The sequence below is a fragment of the Rhodococcus sp. 05-2254-5 genome (assembly GCF_002258575.1).
In the GTDB taxonomy this organism is placed as follows: Bacteria; Actinomycetota; Actinomycetes; order Mycobacteriales; family Mycobacteriaceae; genus Rhodococcoides; species Rhodococcoides fascians.
Genome location: NZ_NOZG01000034.1, coordinates 122,111 through 138,167 on the forward strand (window position 1 = coordinate 122,111; position 16,057 = coordinate 138,167).

General features: G+C 60.2%; 12 protein-coding genes. 4 read left to right on the forward strand and 8 right to left on the reverse strand.

The features are described from left to right. Positions 1-20: 20 nt before the first annotated feature. Positions 21-857 (reverse strand): alpha/beta fold hydrolase, encoded by an 837-nt coding sequence (locus tag CH278_RS26895; protein ID WP_094623336.1) that lies wholly within the window; start codon positions 855-857, stop codon positions 21-23. Next, complete coding sequence (locus CH278_RS26900) at positions 854-2,431, reverse strand: MFS transporter (RefSeq protein WP_256982463.1); 1,578 nt, start codon at positions 2,429-2,431, stop codon at positions 854-856. The genes CH278_RS26895 and CH278_RS26900 overlap by 4 nt, the downstream gene beginning before the upstream one ends. On the opposite strand from CH278_RS26900, the gene CH278_RS26905 reads away from it, so the two are divergent. Further along, entirely contained in the window at positions 2,407-3,186 is a 780-nt protein-coding gene (locus CH278_RS26905; protein ID WP_256993742.1) for a winged helix-turn-helix transcriptional regulator, read from the forward strand. The two genes, CH278_RS26900 and CH278_RS26905, sit on opposite strands and share 25 nt — an antisense overlap. Before the next feature lie 39 nt (positions 3,187-3,225). On the opposite strand, the gene CH278_RS26910 is transcribed toward CH278_RS26905, so the two are convergent. Together CH278_RS26910 and CH278_RS26915 are read right to left on the reverse strand one after the other, a co-directional pair. Then, positions 3,226-3,993, reverse strand: coding sequence for an SDR family NAD(P)-dependent oxidoreductase (locus CH278_RS26910; RefSeq protein ID WP_037183773.1), 768 nt, complete (start codon positions 3,991-3,993; stop codon positions 3,226-3,228). Between the two features lie 37 nt (positions 3,994-4,030). Continuing rightward, a complete protein-coding gene (locus CH278_RS26915; RefSeq protein ID WP_037183772.1) occupies positions 4,031-4,768 on the reverse strand; it encodes an SDR family NAD(P)-dependent oxidoreductase in 738 nt (245 codons plus the stop codon). 659 nt (positions 4,769-5,427) lie between these two features. On the opposite strand from CH278_RS26915, the gene CH278_RS26920 reads away from it, so the two are divergent. Next, on the forward strand, positions 5,428-5,886 hold the full coding sequence (locus tag CH278_RS26920) for a cupin domain-containing protein (protein WP_037183770.1): 459 nt from the start codon (positions 5,428-5,430) through the stop codon (positions 5,884-5,886). Between the two features lie 150 nt (positions 5,887-6,036). Here CH278_RS26920 and CH278_RS26925 read toward each other — a convergent pair whose 3' ends face one another. Together CH278_RS26925 and CH278_RS26930 are read right to left on the reverse strand one after the other, a co-directional pair. Continuing rightward, entirely contained in the window at positions 6,037-7,380 is a 1,344-nt protein-coding gene (locus CH278_RS26925; RefSeq protein ID WP_094623340.1) for an MFS transporter, read from the reverse strand. After that, positions 7,380-8,474, reverse strand: a complete 1,095-nt coding sequence (locus CH278_RS26930; protein WP_094623341.1) for a zinc-dependent alcohol dehydrogenase family protein — start codon at positions 8,472-8,474, stop codon at positions 7,380-7,382. The genes CH278_RS26925 and CH278_RS26930 overlap by 1 nt, the downstream gene beginning before the upstream one ends. 402 nt (positions 8,475-8,876) lie before the next feature. On the opposite strand from CH278_RS26930, the gene CH278_RS26935 reads away from it, so the two are divergent. Further along, complete coding sequence (locus tag CH278_RS26935; RefSeq protein ID WP_094623342.1) at positions 8,877-10,070, forward strand: ROK family protein; 1,194 nt, start codon at positions 8,877-8,879, stop codon at positions 10,068-10,070. 589 nt (positions 10,071-10,659) lie between these two features. Here CH278_RS26935 and CH278_RS26940 read toward each other — a convergent pair. After that, positions 10,660-12,045, reverse strand: a complete 1,386-nt coding sequence (locus CH278_RS26940; RefSeq protein ID WP_094623343.1) for an MFS transporter — start codon at positions 12,043-12,045, stop codon at positions 10,660-10,662. Between the two features lie 119 nt (positions 12,046-12,164). Further along, on the reverse strand, positions 12,165-13,811 hold the full coding sequence (locus CH278_RS26945) for a class I adenylate-forming enzyme family protein (RefSeq protein ID WP_094623344.1): 1,647 nt from the start codon (positions 13,809-13,811) through the stop codon (positions 12,165-12,167). 211 nt (positions 13,812-14,022) lie between these two features. Here CH278_RS26945 and CH278_RS26950 point away from each other — a divergent pair, with 211 nt between their 5' ends. Next, positions 14,023-15,999, forward strand: a complete 1,977-nt coding sequence (locus CH278_RS26950) for a flavin-containing monooxygenase (protein WP_094623345.1) — start codon at positions 14,023-14,025, stop codon at positions 15,997-15,999. Positions 16,000-16,057: the final 58 nt, after the last annotated feature.

Genomic DNA, 16,057 nt, shown 5'->3' on the forward strand with positions numbered 1-16,057 from the left:
TCTACGATTCAGGAGATCCACTAAGCCAGAACGGCGATGGAGTCGGGCCGTTCCAGGCTGATGAAGTGTCCTGCTGCAGGAACGTTCACGAACTCAGCACTGGGCAGCAGTGCCTGGTTGGCGCGTCGATCGGAGGGGCGGGACCAGTCATCTTTGCCGTAGACGATGTGCACGTCGGCCTTCACCTCGATATAGCATGACCGAGCGGCAATCAAGCTCGGGAGATTGGCGTACACCCCGCGTGCAACTGTCGAGTAGTGCGGGCGACGCCCCACGGCGAGCAATTCTTCGAGGTACTCATCCGTGAGTGCGGACTTGTCGACCAGGCCGCCGTGCAAAATTGCCCGCATCACCGGCTTGGGCTCGACTCCGGCAAGTAGGGGGCCGACACCCGGCATCAGGACTCCGCCGAGGACGAATCGTGCAAGGAGGCTGGACCTGGCCAGTCCACCGGCGAAATCGTAGGGGTTGACTGCAATCACCTTGCGAACCCGTCCAGGCTGGTTCGCCGCTGTTGTCAGCGCAAGAACTGCGCCCATCGATTCGCCGATGATCGTGACGTCTCGTAGATCCATCTCGGTGAGGAAGTTCTCGACCCCGCGTCGCATCTGGGGTTCGTCGTAGGACGCACCGGGGACGATATCCGAATAGCCCATCCCTGGCAGGTCCAACGCGTAGATCGTATGGTGCGGAAGAAGTAGTGGAATCAGTCGATGAAAATGTTCGGCCTGCGTTCTCACCGTGTGCAGTAACAGGATCGGCGACCCGGAACCACCCGTGATGTACCGCAGCTTGCCGACCGGTGCATCGAGAGCGGCCGGGGTGTGAAAATGGCTCATAGTACCGTCGATTTTCATGCTGAATCCTTCGCTCGAACTGCGGAAGTGGTCGGCGTCGATTGTTCTCGGGGCCTGGCAGGGAGGAACAGGAAAGCGATGGCGGCACCGATGAGAGTGACCCCTGCTGCGACGTACGCTCCCACTGAGAGACCGTCGAGGAAGGCGGTGGCAGCGGCATCGGACACCGCCTGCGCACCAGCCGAATTGCCTCCCGCCGCTAGTCGCTCACTCGCAATATCGGCTGCTCCTACGGACTCTTCCACCAGAGACCTCACGTTCTCAGGTAACTGTTGCGTCGCGGCAGAGTCGGCCATGGTGGATGCATAGAGGGAGGCATACACGCTGCCGATGACGGCCACTCCGAGGGTGCCGCCGATTTCACGTGTTGCATCGTTCATGGCCGATCCGATACCCGCTTTGTTCAGCGGTACCGCGCCCATGATGGCTTCGGTCGCGGGCGCTGACGTGAGGCCGAGCCCCAGGCCGAGCGGAATCATCTGGCCGGCGATCTCGAGGTAACTCGTCGACGTGCTCAACGTCGCGATCCACACGAAAGCTGTGGTGAACAACAACAGACCGGTCGTCACGACCAACTTGTTCCCGATTCGTACTGCCAGGAGCGTGCCGACCACCGAACCGATTGCGATGGCTGTTGCGACGGGAATGAACTTGAGGCCGGTTTCCAAAGGACCGTAATCACGTACGAGTTGAAAGTACTGGGTGATGAGAAAGATGAAGCCGAAGAGAGCGAAGTAAGCGAACGTCACCGAGACGCTGGCGGCGGTGAACCGCATATTGGTGAATAGTGTGACGTCGATCATCGGTTCGTCGCGGCCCCGCTCCCACAACACCAGTGTGCCGAAAAGGATTGCTGCCAGCCCGAATCCGATGATCGTCGTCCAGCTGCCCCAACCGTGTTCAGGTGCCTCGATGACCGTGTAGACAAGGCTGCCGACCGCGAGCACGGACAGGGCGAGTCCGCCGAAGTCGATCCGTGGCGTTGCTGGATCCTTCGAGGTCTCGACGACGGCGAGCGTTGCGGCGATAGAAATCGCGGCGGCAGCCGACAGGGCCAGGAATACGCTTCCCCACCAGTATGATTCGAGCAGGAGGCCACCCAGAATGGGACCGCACGCAACTCCTACGCCGGTAGTAGCGCCCCACACGCCGATTGCTTTCGCCTTTGCCGCGCGATCGGTGAAGACATTGGACAAGATCGACAGCGTCGTCGGATAGACGAATGCGGCACCGAGCCCCATGACTGCTTGCCACGACACCAGCTGCCCGGTACTGCTCGCAAACGAGGCACCCACTGCACCGCCGGCGAATACGGCCAGACCCAGAAGAAGCGCGCCCTTACGTCCGTAGCGATCACTGAGGCTGCCGAAGGCCAGCACGAAAGTAGCGAACAGCAGGTTGTACGCATCGACGATCCATTGCAGGTCCCGATTGCTGGCCTCGAGTTCGACGGCAAGCGTCGGCAACGTCACGTTGATCGCGGTGGTGGCGAGGCTGATGGACAACGTGGCCAAGCACAGAGCGGCCAGGATCAGAACGGGCGACTTCTGTGGTCGCATCTCAGGTGAGGTCACCACTTTATTATTTCCAGTTGATGCTCTGTTTTGTCAAGCGTAGAGTTTCGAGCATGAAGACTTACGGGGAGTTCTGCGCGTTGTCGCGTGCGTTGGACGTGGTCGGCGATCGCTGGACTATGCTGATCATTCGCCAGCTTCTGATTACGCCGAGCAGATACAACGACATTCAGAAATCGCTGCCGGGCATAGCAACGAACCTCCTCGCGCAACGGCTGCGGACCCTGGAGGAACATGGCGTCGTCACTTCGACCGAACGACCCGCGCCCATCTCGGCACGGGTGTACGAGCTCACCGAATGGGGTCACGGCTTGCAGACTGCACTGGTGGGCCTCGCGCGCTGGGGCGCGCCGTTGCTCGCCTCAGGCATCGACGGCGACCACAGTCAGGGTCGATGGTTGGTGTTCGCGATCATGGCTCTGTATCCCGATCGAACCGAAAAAGATCTTGCCGGGCTCCCCAGCCTGACTGCAGCGATTGTCGCCGACGGAGATGTCCTGTTGCTCTCGTCCGGAACGGATGGTGTTACAACAACGTTGGCGAACACGACCGATACAGCAGAGGTGACAATCGAGGGAACCGCCGATGAAGTCCTGCGCACCCTCTCCGGCGAGTTGACCAACAAGCCGAAGGCATCGATCGACGGGAGTGAAGGTGCGTTGCAACGACTCTCGCAAGTAGTCCGCCACGCCAACACGTACGGCCTCGACCTCGAATCCCTGAAAGGACACAGCATGGCGTCAAACTCAGGGTAAGGCACGTTCACCGCTGGAGCCGACGGGCTGTCGGGCTGCCTACTGAGCGGTATATCCAGCATCGACGGGAAGGGCCACTCCGGTGACGTAACTGGATGCGTCACTGCTGAGCCACAAGACAGCCGCCGCGATTTCCTCGGGTCGCCCCAATCGCCCCAACGGCACTCCTGCTGCCGCAGCGTCAGGATCCAACTCCCTACCCGCGATCATTTTCTCGACCATCGGCGTGCTGATCGTGCCTGGACACACCGCATTGACTCGCACTCCATGACGTCCATATTGCAGCGCAACGCTTTTGGTGGCACCGATCACGCCGTGCTTGGTTGCGTGATAGGTGGCCCGACCCTCTCCGCCGACCAGACCACCCAACGACGAACAGTTCACGATGACACCAGACCCCTGTGTTCGCATCTGCACCAGCTCGTGTTTCATCGTTGCCCAGACGCCACGCAAGTTGACGGAGACGATCTTGTCGAAAGCCTCTGCCGTCTCATCGGCGGAATCGATCGGAGGCAACATGATTCCGGCATTGTTGAACGCCATATCCAGGCTGCCGAATTTCTCGACGGTTGCACGGACTGCAGCCTCGACCTGATCCTCGTCGGACACGTCGCACCGCACCGCCAATGCTTCGAATCCTCGAGACGTGAGATCGTCCGAGAGTTGCCGGGCGGCGTCCCCGTCGAGGTCGACAACGGCGACACGGGCACCGGCTTCGGCGAAGGCGCGGACGGTGGCCGCGCCCATGCCTGCACTGCCACCGGTGACGAAGGCAGTCTTACCGGTAAAATCGTAGGTAACGGTCATGAGAATGTGCTCCAATCTTGCTTGTAGCGACGTCGAATCAGTTGCTCGACAGCTGAATTCTGGTGTGCTGCGCCAGAGCGGCGAGTAGGTCGGTCTGAAACTGCTCGTCGTGCACTGCTCGGTGGGGCACCGCGGTGCGCTGATGGTGCCAGTACTTACCCGAATCGAACGCCCGCGAATCGTCTGTGGTTGCGAGCCATGACTGAGTGACATGGCTCAGAGCAAGGTCGTCAGTGGCACCAGTGCCGCCCATCTTGGTCGGCACCCAACCAGGATCGACCGCGTGCGAGATCGACTCGGGGCGAAACCTGGCCACCGCAGCCATGAGCGCCGTTACGAACAGCTTGCTATCCGAGTACGAGACGGTCTTTCGAGACCCGGACCAGTCTGCGCCAGTGAGGTCTGTGTGCCCGCCGCGGTGCATGCTGCTACTGAGATAGATCAGCCGCCCCGGACCCTGGATTGCAGCAGTAAGTACGTATGGCGCAACAACATTGACTGGTAGTAACGAAGGCCCGTCTATGATTCCGGCATTGTGGACTACCGCGTCGATAGCCCCTATTCCATTGGCCTGCTCGGCAATCTGCTCCACCTCCTCAGGAAGCGCAAGGTCGCCGACAACGCTCGACGCGCCACGGGAAATCAAGTCCTCGACGGCAGTGAGACGCTGCTGCGTGCGAGCATGCACGACGACCTCGTGACCGTCGTCGAGCAACGACACGGCGGTGGCGCGGCCGATGCCGTCGGTCGACCCGGTGATCAACACTCGCGACACAGTTCCCTCCAGATGATTGTCACAACGAGACCGACCATCGCGCGGCCTATGTCATGGACGGTAGCGGGTCCAGGACGCCCGAGGGAGGCCCTGCGAGTACGTCCACCAGCTTTGCGTCCGACCCGCGCGGAAGTCGTGATGTCGCTGCGCACAGGCCGGGTGGCCACGACAACGAGAACAGGGACTGCTGCCGGAGCAGTGACGATAGTCGGCTAGCCAAGTCGGCGGGCCGAGCTGGCGGAGTTATCGTGCTTCCAAGCGCAGCCAGTCTACGGGTGTCCGGACGGTGCGAGCAGTTCGAGAACCCTCTGCTGCTCCGGTTCGAATCCACCTTTCCCTTAGCAGCCCATCCTGAAATTCTCCCGACTGCAACACTTTCGATCGAGACAAGCAATAACCGTTTTAGGAGTCCCCTATCGAGCTGCCAGACTGCCCGGAATGGTGGCATGTAAATTGGCGACTAACACCACCATTGAGCCGGAACCAGACGCAGGGTGCGGCTGCATCTCATCTACGAGATGGTGCCGTGCCAAGAAGACCTTCGGATTGTTCGTGGGTCGCGCATTTTCCAGACTCCCGTGGAGGGAGACCGAGCGAAAAACGAGCCATCATTACGATGGTCTCGCACCAACCAGGAAGTAGAAAAAGAGATGACGGACATGAGCACATCGAAGAATCGACGGATCGTCGTAGGCACAGATCCCCAGGGTCGGTCGGTGGTCCTTTCGGACGCGCGAGACATGGCCGAATCCCATCCAGGGAAGGTGGCGATCGAAGAGGTCTGGTGGCAGCCACAGATTCCATTTCGTCCAGAGCAAGGACTGGCAAGCCGCGCAGGCGAAGTGGAAATTGAACCACCTTCGAGCGGAGCAGTAGTCCGCCTACTGTCTGTTCCGCCTCTGTCCGACGGCCAGGAGTGGGTACTCGATCTTCACTTCGACGATGCCCTTCACGTGATCACGCTGACCTCCGGGGCGCTCGACATAGTCCTCGAAACTGAAGAAGTGAGCCTTGAAGTGGGTGACAGCATCGTGCTACCTGGCAGTATGCACGATCTGCGCAACCTCGGACAGGTCCCAGCAACCTTCGTCTACACATCCTTCCCACTCTCTCGCTGAGAGTTCCTGCAGCTCATCAGCCCGCCCTCACCAGACCCTAAGAGTCGTCCGGCGAGGGCGGGATCGAGGCAAAGATGCACCCTGTTCGTCTTAAGCAGCGGGGCGCTGTTTTTAGTTGAACACCTCGAAGCGCGCCTGGTGCCGTTGCGTCTAACTGCTGTTTGTGTCGACAGTGGATCGATCGGACGAAGAGATCCTCCCGGTTAATCCAGTCGACTGCACAGATGTTCGTAAGTCGGTGTTCTTGGTTTCCGGCGTCATGGCTATGCCGGCTGCACCGAGGGTGAGGATCAACAACATCGCGTAGAACGCAGGGGCAACTGGACTGTCGAAAGAGCCGACGAGGGCGGTGGCGACGAGCGGTGTGGTCCCTCCGAAAATGGCCGCGGATAGGTTGAATGAGAACCCATGACCGGTGCCGCGCACTGCAGTCGGGAATAGTTCTACGGCCGTGACAAAGTAACCGGCGGCGAAGATGGCGACTCCGATCGCAAGAAGGCTCTGTCCGACGAGTGCACCCCACAGCGTTCCGGACGCGGCGAGCGAGAACGCCGGGTACGCGGTCACCGCCAACCACGACGCGCCACCGATGAGCAGTGGCTTTCGACCGATACGGTCACCCAGCGAGCCGAAGAACACTGCGATTACTGCCAAGACCAGGATGGCCGCGGCATTGGAGAACAAAGCCGGCTTTTCACCGAGACCGCCTGTCTTCACGACGAACGTAAACATGTACCCGACCAGAAGATAGGCTCCTACGGCCTGTGGAACTTGCAGAAGTATCACTCGCAGCATCGATTTTCTCGAAGCAGCTACCTCCCGGATCGTGCTCCGCGCGTCACCTTGATTGGCAACTGCGGCAGTGTATTCCTCCGGATCGTCGAGCGTTCGGCGTATCCAGAACCCTGCCACTGCGATGAGACCACCGAAAATGAACGGCACTCTCCAGCCCCAATCCAAATAGGCCTCGCTGCCCAGGGCTGCTTGGACGCCAAGGACGAACACTGCGGCGAGCGAAGTCGGGACGTAGATGAAGCACACGGCGAAACCGATCCAACGTCCGCGTTTGCCGTCCGGTGCGGATTCCACGATGAAACTGTAGCCGCCTGACGATTCGCCTCCCATCGAAAGTCCTTGCAGGAGCCTGCACAGAACGAGGAGCACGGGCGCAGCGATGCCGATTGTCTCGTACGTGGGAAGCAACCCCGTGACGACCGTTCCTCCGCCCATCAGCAGAATCGTCAACGACAATATTTTGAGGCGGCCGACCCTGTCCGCCATGAAGCCGAACAAAACGCCCCCGACGGGTCGCGCGAAGAAGGCCAATGCATAGATTGCAAAGGTTCCGAGCAAGGCGGCGGTAGGATTCTCCCGCGAGAAGAAGTGCAGCGCGAGCGCCGGTGCGGCAAGAGCATAGATCGAGTAGTCGAAGACCTCGCAGACATTGCCGATGCATCCTCCGATGAGGCGGCGACGTGGATTTACTGTGTTCATTATCGGCCCTCTTGCGGGATAGCGGATTCGGCACCGACTCGTTCGACATCTGAATCCAGCGGGTCGAACACGAACACACCCTTCCCGGCGTTCTGCTTGTCGAATTCTTCGTAGGCTTGGGCGGCCTCACTCAGATGCCAACGGTGACTGAACAATTCGTCAATCGGCACTTTCTCGCGCGCAATGAATTCGGCGCACTGTCGCTGTTGAACGATGGACATCGTCCACGACGTCATGACTGTAACCTGTGTTCGATAGAAATCGGTCACCCGGAATCGTGCCTCACCCGCACCCAAACCGATCAGACAAATCTTTCCCCACGGACGCAGAGAATTCAATCCAGCGGAGATTGCAGAGGAGTTTCCGGAGGTTTCCAGTACGAGCGGCGCTCCCGCACCGTCGGTCAAGTTCCGAATCATGTCCGACGCACTGCTCGTTGTCGGATCGACGGTGGCCACGGCGCCGAACCGCTCGGCATGAACCCGGCGGGCCGGTTCTGGGTCGACGGCGATGACACGAGCACCCCTCGCTGTCGCAAGCATCGTCGCCGACAACCCCACTGGACCTTGTCCGAAGACCACCAAGGTCGATCCCCCAACGTCGCCGAGGCGCTCCAGGCCACCCCATGCCGTGCCGGTGCCACATCCGATGGCCGCCCCCGCCTCGAAGCTCAATGAGTCGTCGAGAGGCACCAAGGTCGCTGCCGGAACTACGATGTATGGAGCGTGCCCACCGTGCTCCTGAGTTCCGAACGCCCTGAACGGAGCTTGCGTGCACATCTGCGGCCACCCGGATCTGCAGCTGTCGCACGTCGTGCACCCGATGTAGTGGTGCACCATGACGCGGTCGCCCGGCGCAGCAAGCCGGTCTCCTACTCCGGTCCCGACACTGTGGACGACACCGGCAGGCTCATGGCCCGCAATCGCTTGTCCGTCCGTGTCGTCCCCGTCTGGCGAGGCGCGGTATACGTGAAGATCGCTTCCGCACATTCCGGACGCTCGTACGGCGACGACTACTTCGCCCGGTCCGGGCTCCGGAACGGGAAAGTCGCGAATTTCCACCCTGCGGTTGCCTGTAAAAATGACGCCTCTCATGGCTTTCTTCCTTCTGTCGTTTCGGCAGCACAGGCATTCCGCGACTCGGATTGCGTTCCGGCGCAGATGCTTTCGATCCCTACTGGTCTGCGTCGAGTCGACGGCAACCGTAGCTCCGATATCGAAAGTGTGCTCTACGACACTAAGACGGTTCAGGTTAATAAGTCAACGATTGACTAAAAGATTCTCTAACTTCGAGCGAGAATCGACGTCGATTTGCCGCAGGCTATATCTGTTATTCAATTTCTCGTCGTATGCGAATCCGGGGACGGTTCGAGATGGAAGCCAACGACTGGAGAACGAATCGCCGGCACGCTCTGGCAGGTCACCACAGACTGTGGCGTTCGGATTCGTGTCGGCCTCGTTTCGTCCGCCGGCAGATGTAGCGGACAATACGAGTCCATGACAGGCTCTCCCGCTCTCTCCTCCGATGTCGGCCGACACAACATGTCTCTGGTGATGGCCGCCGCCGCCGAGAACGCACCGTGTGCGCGTATGGAATTGCGTGAGCGGACCGGCTTGGTCAGCGGGACTGTAACCACCATGGTGGAGGACTTGATTGCGCGGGGATTGCTGGTCGAGTCCGGCAACGTCCAAGGACGACGAGGGCGACCGCGAAGGCTGTTGACGCTCGCACCGGATCGTGTGCGCACGGTTGCAGTGCAGCTCTTTCCCGAATCAGTGTCCGGCGAGGTCCGCGACATGGCGGGTCAAGTTCTGTGGTCCGGACGCAGAGCCCATACCATCGAGCCAGGCGATGCAACTGGTTTCGTTACCGCGCTTGCGGACATGTTCGATTCCGCGATCGAACGTGCGAACCATGCCACCAACGCGTGGATCGCGAACCCCGTTGCTGTTCTGCCGGCGATCGTTGCACACGACTCGAACATCGTGGCCGCCCTTCCATTGGGCCTACGCGCACTCGACATTCGATCACCTCTCGAAAAGGCGCTTGCGCAACCTCGGACCGTCGAAGTCATCAACGAGGGGCGGCTGAGCGCACTGGCCGAATACACCGCGAGCCAGAGTGATGCGCGGCCTCATGCGATGGCGTACGTCAGCGCACAGCGCGAGGGCGTAGGCGGTGCCTTGGTCATCGAAGGCGACATTTTCGGTGGGTCGCATGGACTAGCAGGACTCGTCGGACATGTGGGCGTCGATATGGCAGGCCCGCAGTGCAGTTGCGGGGCAAGAGGATGCCTCGGGTTGTATCTCAGCCTGAACGCGCTTCTGGAACACGCAGGCCTCGACAGTTCGCGATCTGTCACCGACCTGATCGAACTACTGAAAGCCGACAATGCCGATGCGCATGCGGCATTGGACCGTGGAGGCAAGGCGCTCGCATCTGCCGTCGGAACAATGAGCAACTACACCGATGTCGACGTCATAGTACTCGGCGGCGTACTCCCCGCCTTGCTCCCATGGCTGGAGCCGTACGTCAACGACCTCATCCGCTCACGATCCGAAAGGGTGCCACACTTCAACCCCCAAATCACCTTGGCCACTCACGGACTGGAGTCTCCACTGATCGGTGCCTGGCATCACGCGCGCAAAACCGTGCTGGACAACCCAACCGTCGTTCCGTACCTGCCGTGAAGGGCCGGGGTAGACAATCCTGATACCAGGCAAGCGTGCACAAGGTTGCACGCAGTGCAGCCGTCGTACTTTCCGCCGCGGCAGCCCTCCCGCGACGACACACGAGACGGACGCTGACCGGTCCCGGTGCCATCGAGGTCAAAACGGCATTGTCGGACGACCTGATGTTCGAGAACGGTTTTACCGAGATCGTCGAAATAGCCTGTAGGCGTTGACTGTTCGGCTATCTTGACACCGCCATGACCGACCTTCGGCTAGCGCTCCAGTGCCGTCAGCGTGTCCCTGGCGCGGTGGTGCTCACGCGCACATCCGCCTCGGCTTCAAGAGCACACGCGATGCGGACCACCCGACCTCCGTATGCAGTGATAGTCCGAGCGAACGCACCCCGTCGGACAACGGGACATCGAGCGACGCCTCTTCGAATCGCATGTAGGCAACAACTCGCTGAATGTCACTCATGATTCTCGCGTTGTCATCTTTGGCCAAAACCCGCTCGTGCCAGGACTGACTGGTTCTTGACTGTATTTTTCTGCGGTGTCCCCGGACCGACTGTGGTCAGCCAGGCGATGATGCCGTTGTGTGTCTGCAGTTACTGAGCAGATCCCGCATGCAAGTCGGGCTTTCTGTCCGCTGCACCGCCAGACGCAGAATCAGCAACGGACCGGGAGACTGCGGTGGCGAGAGCAACGTCCTTGGTCTCCGGCGTGTACCGCAAGACAATCATGCCTACGACTCCCGCGACGACGACCATTGCAGCAGGAGCAGATGGATTCACCGCGTCTATCAGGCTGCCAGCAATTATCGGCGTGAAGCCCCCGAACACTACTGTGCCCATTCCGTAGGACAACCCGTGCCCTGAATACCTGCTCGAAGTCCGGAAGAGTTCGAGCATCGTCACGATCGACCCGGAAACGAACAGGGACGTAGCAGACGCGAGTAGCAGGCTGCCACAGAACGCACCCCAAAACGTGGCGGTATTGACTAAGAACATCGCAGGGAACGCAATAACCGTCATGTAAGCCGCGCCTGTCCACATCAACGGCTTTCGGCCGACGCGATCTGCCACGCGCCCCAAGACGGGAACCAGAACCGCAATGGATGCTCCTGCGAGCGTGTTGGCCAGCAAGGCGGTGTTCGGATTCATGCCGAGGTTTGAGACCATATGAGTGTAGAGGTAGGTGATCCCGAGGTAGTAGGCGATCAGCGTGGGCGCAAGGAGCAGGAACACCCGCAGCAGGGCGGGCCATTCCTCGACGACTGCAGTCTTGAGCGGGTTCTTGCTCGCAGCTACGCGTTCCTTCTTAGCCTTGACGAACTCCTGAGGATCACTGAGCTTTAGGCGGATCCAAAGTCCACCACACGCCAGTAGTGCACCGAGGAAGAACGGTAGACGCCAACCCCAATCGGTGTACGCGTCGTCGCCAATAGCACCACGCAGACCGATGATCCCGAAGCCGAGCACCAGGCTTGGCAGAATCGTCACGGCATAGATTATGGCGATCCACGATGCGCGCTTGTCCGACGGAGCTGATTCCAATACGAAACTCAGCGCCCCGGAATGCTCGCCACCAGTAGAGAATCCTTGGATCAAACGGAAGAACAGGAGAAGGATAGGGGCAGCAATTCCGATACTGGCGTAAGTCGGTAATAATCCGATCGCTCCCGTGGCTACGCCCATCAACAAAATCACCGATGCCATGACGCGGATACGACCGTATTTATCGCCGAGGTATCCGAACACGACTCCGCCCAATGGGCGAGCAATGAAGCCGACGGCGAAGATCGCGAGCGTACCGAGCACTGCCGCAGAGGGATTGGACTTTGGAAAGAACAACAGCGCGAGAGTCGGTGCCGTCACCGCGTAGGTGACGAAGTCGAACCATTCCACGAAAGTTCCGACTGCTCCGCCAAAAAGACGACGTCGGGCCGTGGATTCTTCGGTGAAAGCGACTGCGGGCGTTGAATTCTGAGTCATGCGAATTCCTCGGTTCAGAGAATTGCCGGGCAACTGCCGCAGCAGTGGAATCGAATCGTTGGACACTCGATGCCATCAACACTAGCGTTGCCAAGAGTGACAGGCAACACACCCGTTGATTACAATCTGGTTGCGGCCACCTCGCGAAGGGCCCTCTTGTTCATCTTCGTGGCCGACCTCGGCCACTCTTCGGCGCTCAGAAAGTACACCTGCCGTGGGACTTTGAAGCTCGCAATCTGCCCCCTGCAGAAGGCAATGATGTCGTCGGCACCCGCAGTGGCACCTTCGCGCAACTCGACGAAAGCGACGGGCACCTCGTCGAGTCGACGGTCGCGCTTGGCGACGACCTGCGCAAGTACGACATCCGGGTGCGTACACAGATAGGACTCGACCTCGATGGCAGGGACGTTCTCACCACCCACCTTGATCATGTCCTTCAGCCGGCCCTCGTAGCGAAGATGACCACTATTCAACGTGCGGAACAGATCTCCGGTGCGCAGCCAGCCCTCGTCGTCGATTGCGGCGGCAGTCTGCTCCGGGTCTCGGTAGTAGCGGGTCATCATCGCGTAACCCTTCACGTAGAGCTCACCCAGCTCGCTGACCGGCGCATTATCCAATGTCACCGGGTCTACGATCTTGACCTCTACCCCGTGTACGGGCACCCCGGAGGTGGTCGCCCTCAATTCGATGTCGTCTGCGGGTGCGGACAACGAAAAGTGGCCTGCCATCTCCGACATTCCAGATCCGTTGACGAGCAACGCTTTCGGGAATCTCGATTGGACGAAGCGCATCTCGTCGGCACTGCCGACCGTAATCAACGACGTGGCATCCTCCAGGTCGTCTTCCCGGAAGCCCTCCGCGTCCATCAAAGTATCGAAAGCCGACTGGAACATCGGCCACAACGAGGTCGGACGCCACTTGCGCACCATGGTCAGTGCGCGTCCACCATCGAGATACACATCGGTCAGATACGTCGATCCCATTGCTACACAGGCGATCAGGCCCTGCAATGCTGCGATATGAAACAGCGGTGCCGGTGACCAGAAGACCCTCATCTCCCGCGGCTCCGGAAATGGGACAGCCTGAGCCGTGCGTCCGATGGGCCCTCGTGTCACGGCCTCATGCGACAACACGCAACCCTTGGGTGAAGCAGTGGTTCCCGAGGTGTAGATGATCACGGCGTCGTCCCGCAGTCGCACCCGCTGCCTTCGCACCTCGATGTCGACCTCCGTCACCGATTGCGCAAGTTCGTCCACCGCCGATGCACCGACGATTCCGGGGCCCCCGTCACCCTTCAACATGATAATCCTCCGAAGGTGTGGTGCTTCGGGTAGTTCCAGGCTCAGCGAGTCGGTCGTCGCCACTCCCGGGAAAGCTGCAGTCAGTTCCGCGCGGAAGTCCGTGCGGGGTGCGAGTGCGTCCGTGGTGAGCACGACCGAAATTTCGGAATGGGCGATGATGTAACTCAATTCGCGACTGCGGAGACGCGGGTTGAGCGGCACGAGCACTGCGCCTGCGAGCGCCGTACCGAACGCCGCCTCGACGAATTCGCGTGAGTTGGGCGCAAGCACGCCAACCTTGTCACCGGCCGTCAGTCCGAGCGCGACGAGCAGGCGGCCGATACGAACTGCGCCCGCCGTCATCTCGCGGTACGACAGAGTCTCGTCCGGCAATACGAGCGCGGGATGGTCGGGAAAACGTTCGCCGGAACGGATGAGCACATCGCCGAGCGGCATGCATTCGCTGAACACGGACTGGTTGTACATGGACCTGATCCTTGCATTCGTAGATCGTCTCGAGTCGGTTCTTTCGGAGACGGGGCTTCACGAGCCGAATCCGAATACTAGGCCGGTCACCGGCGGCCGTCAACGCTTCCGTTAACGATCGATCGCCTTCCGAAAAGAGGTTTCAACACAAGTGTTGACGGGTCGTTAACGATCATGTTGACTGGAGAAGAAATCTCGATACGGAGGAACGATGACCAATACGACGACCAAGGTGCATCACAACGCCGAATCGCACGGCGCACCTGCGCTGACAGAAGACGAGGTTCGCGAGGCGGTCGAAGGGGCCTCGGTGCCAGTGCTGCTGATGGTCCTCTATCAGGTGACCGGAGACGAGTCCTGGATCGGACCGCGGTTCGCTCCCAGCCATTTTCGGGGAGTATCACCTCGCCCGACCGGCGATATCGCCGAGGCCGATCAACGCGTCGTCCGCGACGCAGCCGTCGACGCGATCGCATCGTTGCTCGCCCACCGGCGCCCGGTGCTGGATCTGAGCGACGTTCGCGACATGGAAAAGGCCGCGAGCTTTTTCCTCGGTGAACCGATCGACCGGCGATACGCAGCGATTCTGACCGAGGAGCTACGTCGACGCTCCGCCGACAGCGACGAGCAGGACGACGTACCGGACGTCACCCCTCCTGCGGGTACGCGCGCCATCGTCATCGGAATGGGGATTTCCGGGCTCGCCGCCATTCACCTACTGCAGCAACTCGGTATCGAGTTCACCGTGTTCGAGCGGGGTGCCGATGCCGGCGGCGTGTGGCACCAGAACCGATACCCCGGCGCGGGTGTCGACACACCGAGCCACCTCTACTCGTTTTCTTTCGATTATCGAGACTGGGATCGACATTTCGAGCTTCGGGACGAGCTCTACGAATACTTCAACGGAGTGCTCGACTCGTTGGATGCCCGCACCGAGGTCTCGTTCGAGACCGAGGTCGTGAGCGCCGTGTACGACGACGACAGCGCACTGTGGACCGTCACCACCCGAAACCGGGAAGGTGAACTGGACACCCATGTCGCGAACATGGTCATCAGTGGGGTCGGCTCGCTGAACCAGCCGAAACTACCGTCGATCGCGGGGCGCGAGGAGTTCGAGGGACTTCAATTTCACTCGAACAGATGGCCGGATGGCCTCGATCTCACCGGCAAACGTGTCGCGATCGTCGGGGCAGGCGCGAGCAGCCAGCAGATCTCACCTTCGATCGCTCCGATCGTCGAGCACCTGGACATCGTGCAGCGCTCACCGCAGTGGGTTGCGCCCTTCGAGCAGTTCCGCGAGGAAGTACCTACTGCCGAACGCACACTCCTGCAGCATCTTCCGCTATACAGGGCGTGGAACTGGATCGGGCTCTTCTATCAGCACGGTGACAAGATCATCGATGCGCTTCGGGTGGATCCGTCGTGGCCGCACCCCGAACGGTCGGTGAACCGGAGAAACGACCGACAGCGTGAATTCCTGACGAAGTACATCGAGTCCGCCTTGGAAGGACGACCCGATCTGATCGAAAAAGCCGTCCCTGATTACCCGCCCTTCGGCAAGCGAATGCTCCTCGACAACGGGTGGTATCGGACTCTCAAGCGCGAGAACGTCGATCTGTTCACGAGCGGAGTTTCGGATGTGACGCGGACCGGACTCACATTGTCCACCGGTGAACGACTCGACGTCGATGTCATCATCTGGGCCACGGGATTCGAGGCTGCACGGTTCTTGAGTTCGCTCGAGGTACGCGGCGAGGAAGGGCTCGATCTCAGCGAGGCCTGGGACGACGACGACCCTCGCGCCTACCTCGGCGTTTCCATTCCGCATTTTCCTAATTTTTTCATGCTCGGTGGACCGCATTCGCTACCGGGCAGCGGCAGCTTCATGTACTTCATGGAGCTTCAAGCTCGTTATCTTCGTGACCTTCTCGCCGAAATGTTCCGCAAGAACATCACTGCTATCAGCGCCACCGAAGACTCGACGAACCAATACAACGAACTCGTCGACACTATGCACTCCAAGACGGTGTGGACCCATCCGGGATTCGCGACTTACTACCGCAATTCCAAAGGCCGAGTCATTTTCGTCATGCCCTTCCTGAACGTCGAATACTGGGAGATGGTCAGACGCCCCGATCTGAGCGATTTCGACATCCTCGAAGACGCAGCGGTCCAGCAGGCACGTTAGCGCAGTCACCGTCGCATCTGATATTCCCGACCACCAGCACCATAGAAAGGCGGCAATC

What these genes read in the sequence shown, in the direction of transcription:
- CH278_RS26895 (WP_094623336.1), bottom strand. Translation starts at nt 857, where the DNA reads ATGAAAATCGACGGTACTATGAGCCATTTTCACACCCCGGCCGCTCTC.
- CH278_RS26910 (WP_037183773.1), bottom strand. Translation starts at nt 3,993, where the DNA reads ATGACCGTTACCTACGATTTTACCGGTAAGACTGCCTTCGTCACCGGT.
- CH278_RS26920 (WP_037183770.1), top strand. Translation starts at nt 5,428, where the DNA reads ATGAGCACATCGAAGAATCGACGGATCGTCGTAGGCACAGATCCCCAG.
- CH278_RS26925 (WP_094623340.1), bottom strand. Translation starts at nt 7,380, where the DNA reads ATGAACACAGTAAATCCACGTCGCCGCCTCATCGGAGGATGCATCGGC.
- CH278_RS26930 (WP_094623341.1), bottom strand. Translation starts at nt 8,474, where the DNA reads ATGAGAGGCGTCATTTTTACAGGCAACCGCAGGGTGGAAATTCGCGAC.
- CH278_RS26935 (WP_094623342.1), top strand. Translation starts at nt 8,877, where the DNA reads ATGACAGGCTCTCCCGCTCTCTCCTCCGATGTCGGCCGACACAACATG.
- CH278_RS26940 (WP_094623343.1), bottom strand. Translation starts at nt 12,045, where the DNA reads ATGACTCAGAATTCAACGCCCGCAGTCGCTTTCACCGAAGAATCCACG.
- CH278_RS26945 (WP_094623344.1), bottom strand. Translation starts at nt 13,811, where the DNA reads ATGTACAACCAGTCCGTGTTCAGCGAATGCATGCCGCTCGGCGATGTG.
- CH278_RS26950 (WP_094623345.1), top strand. Translation starts at nt 14,023, where the DNA reads ATGACCAATACGACGACCAAGGTGCATCACAACGCCGAATCGCACGGC.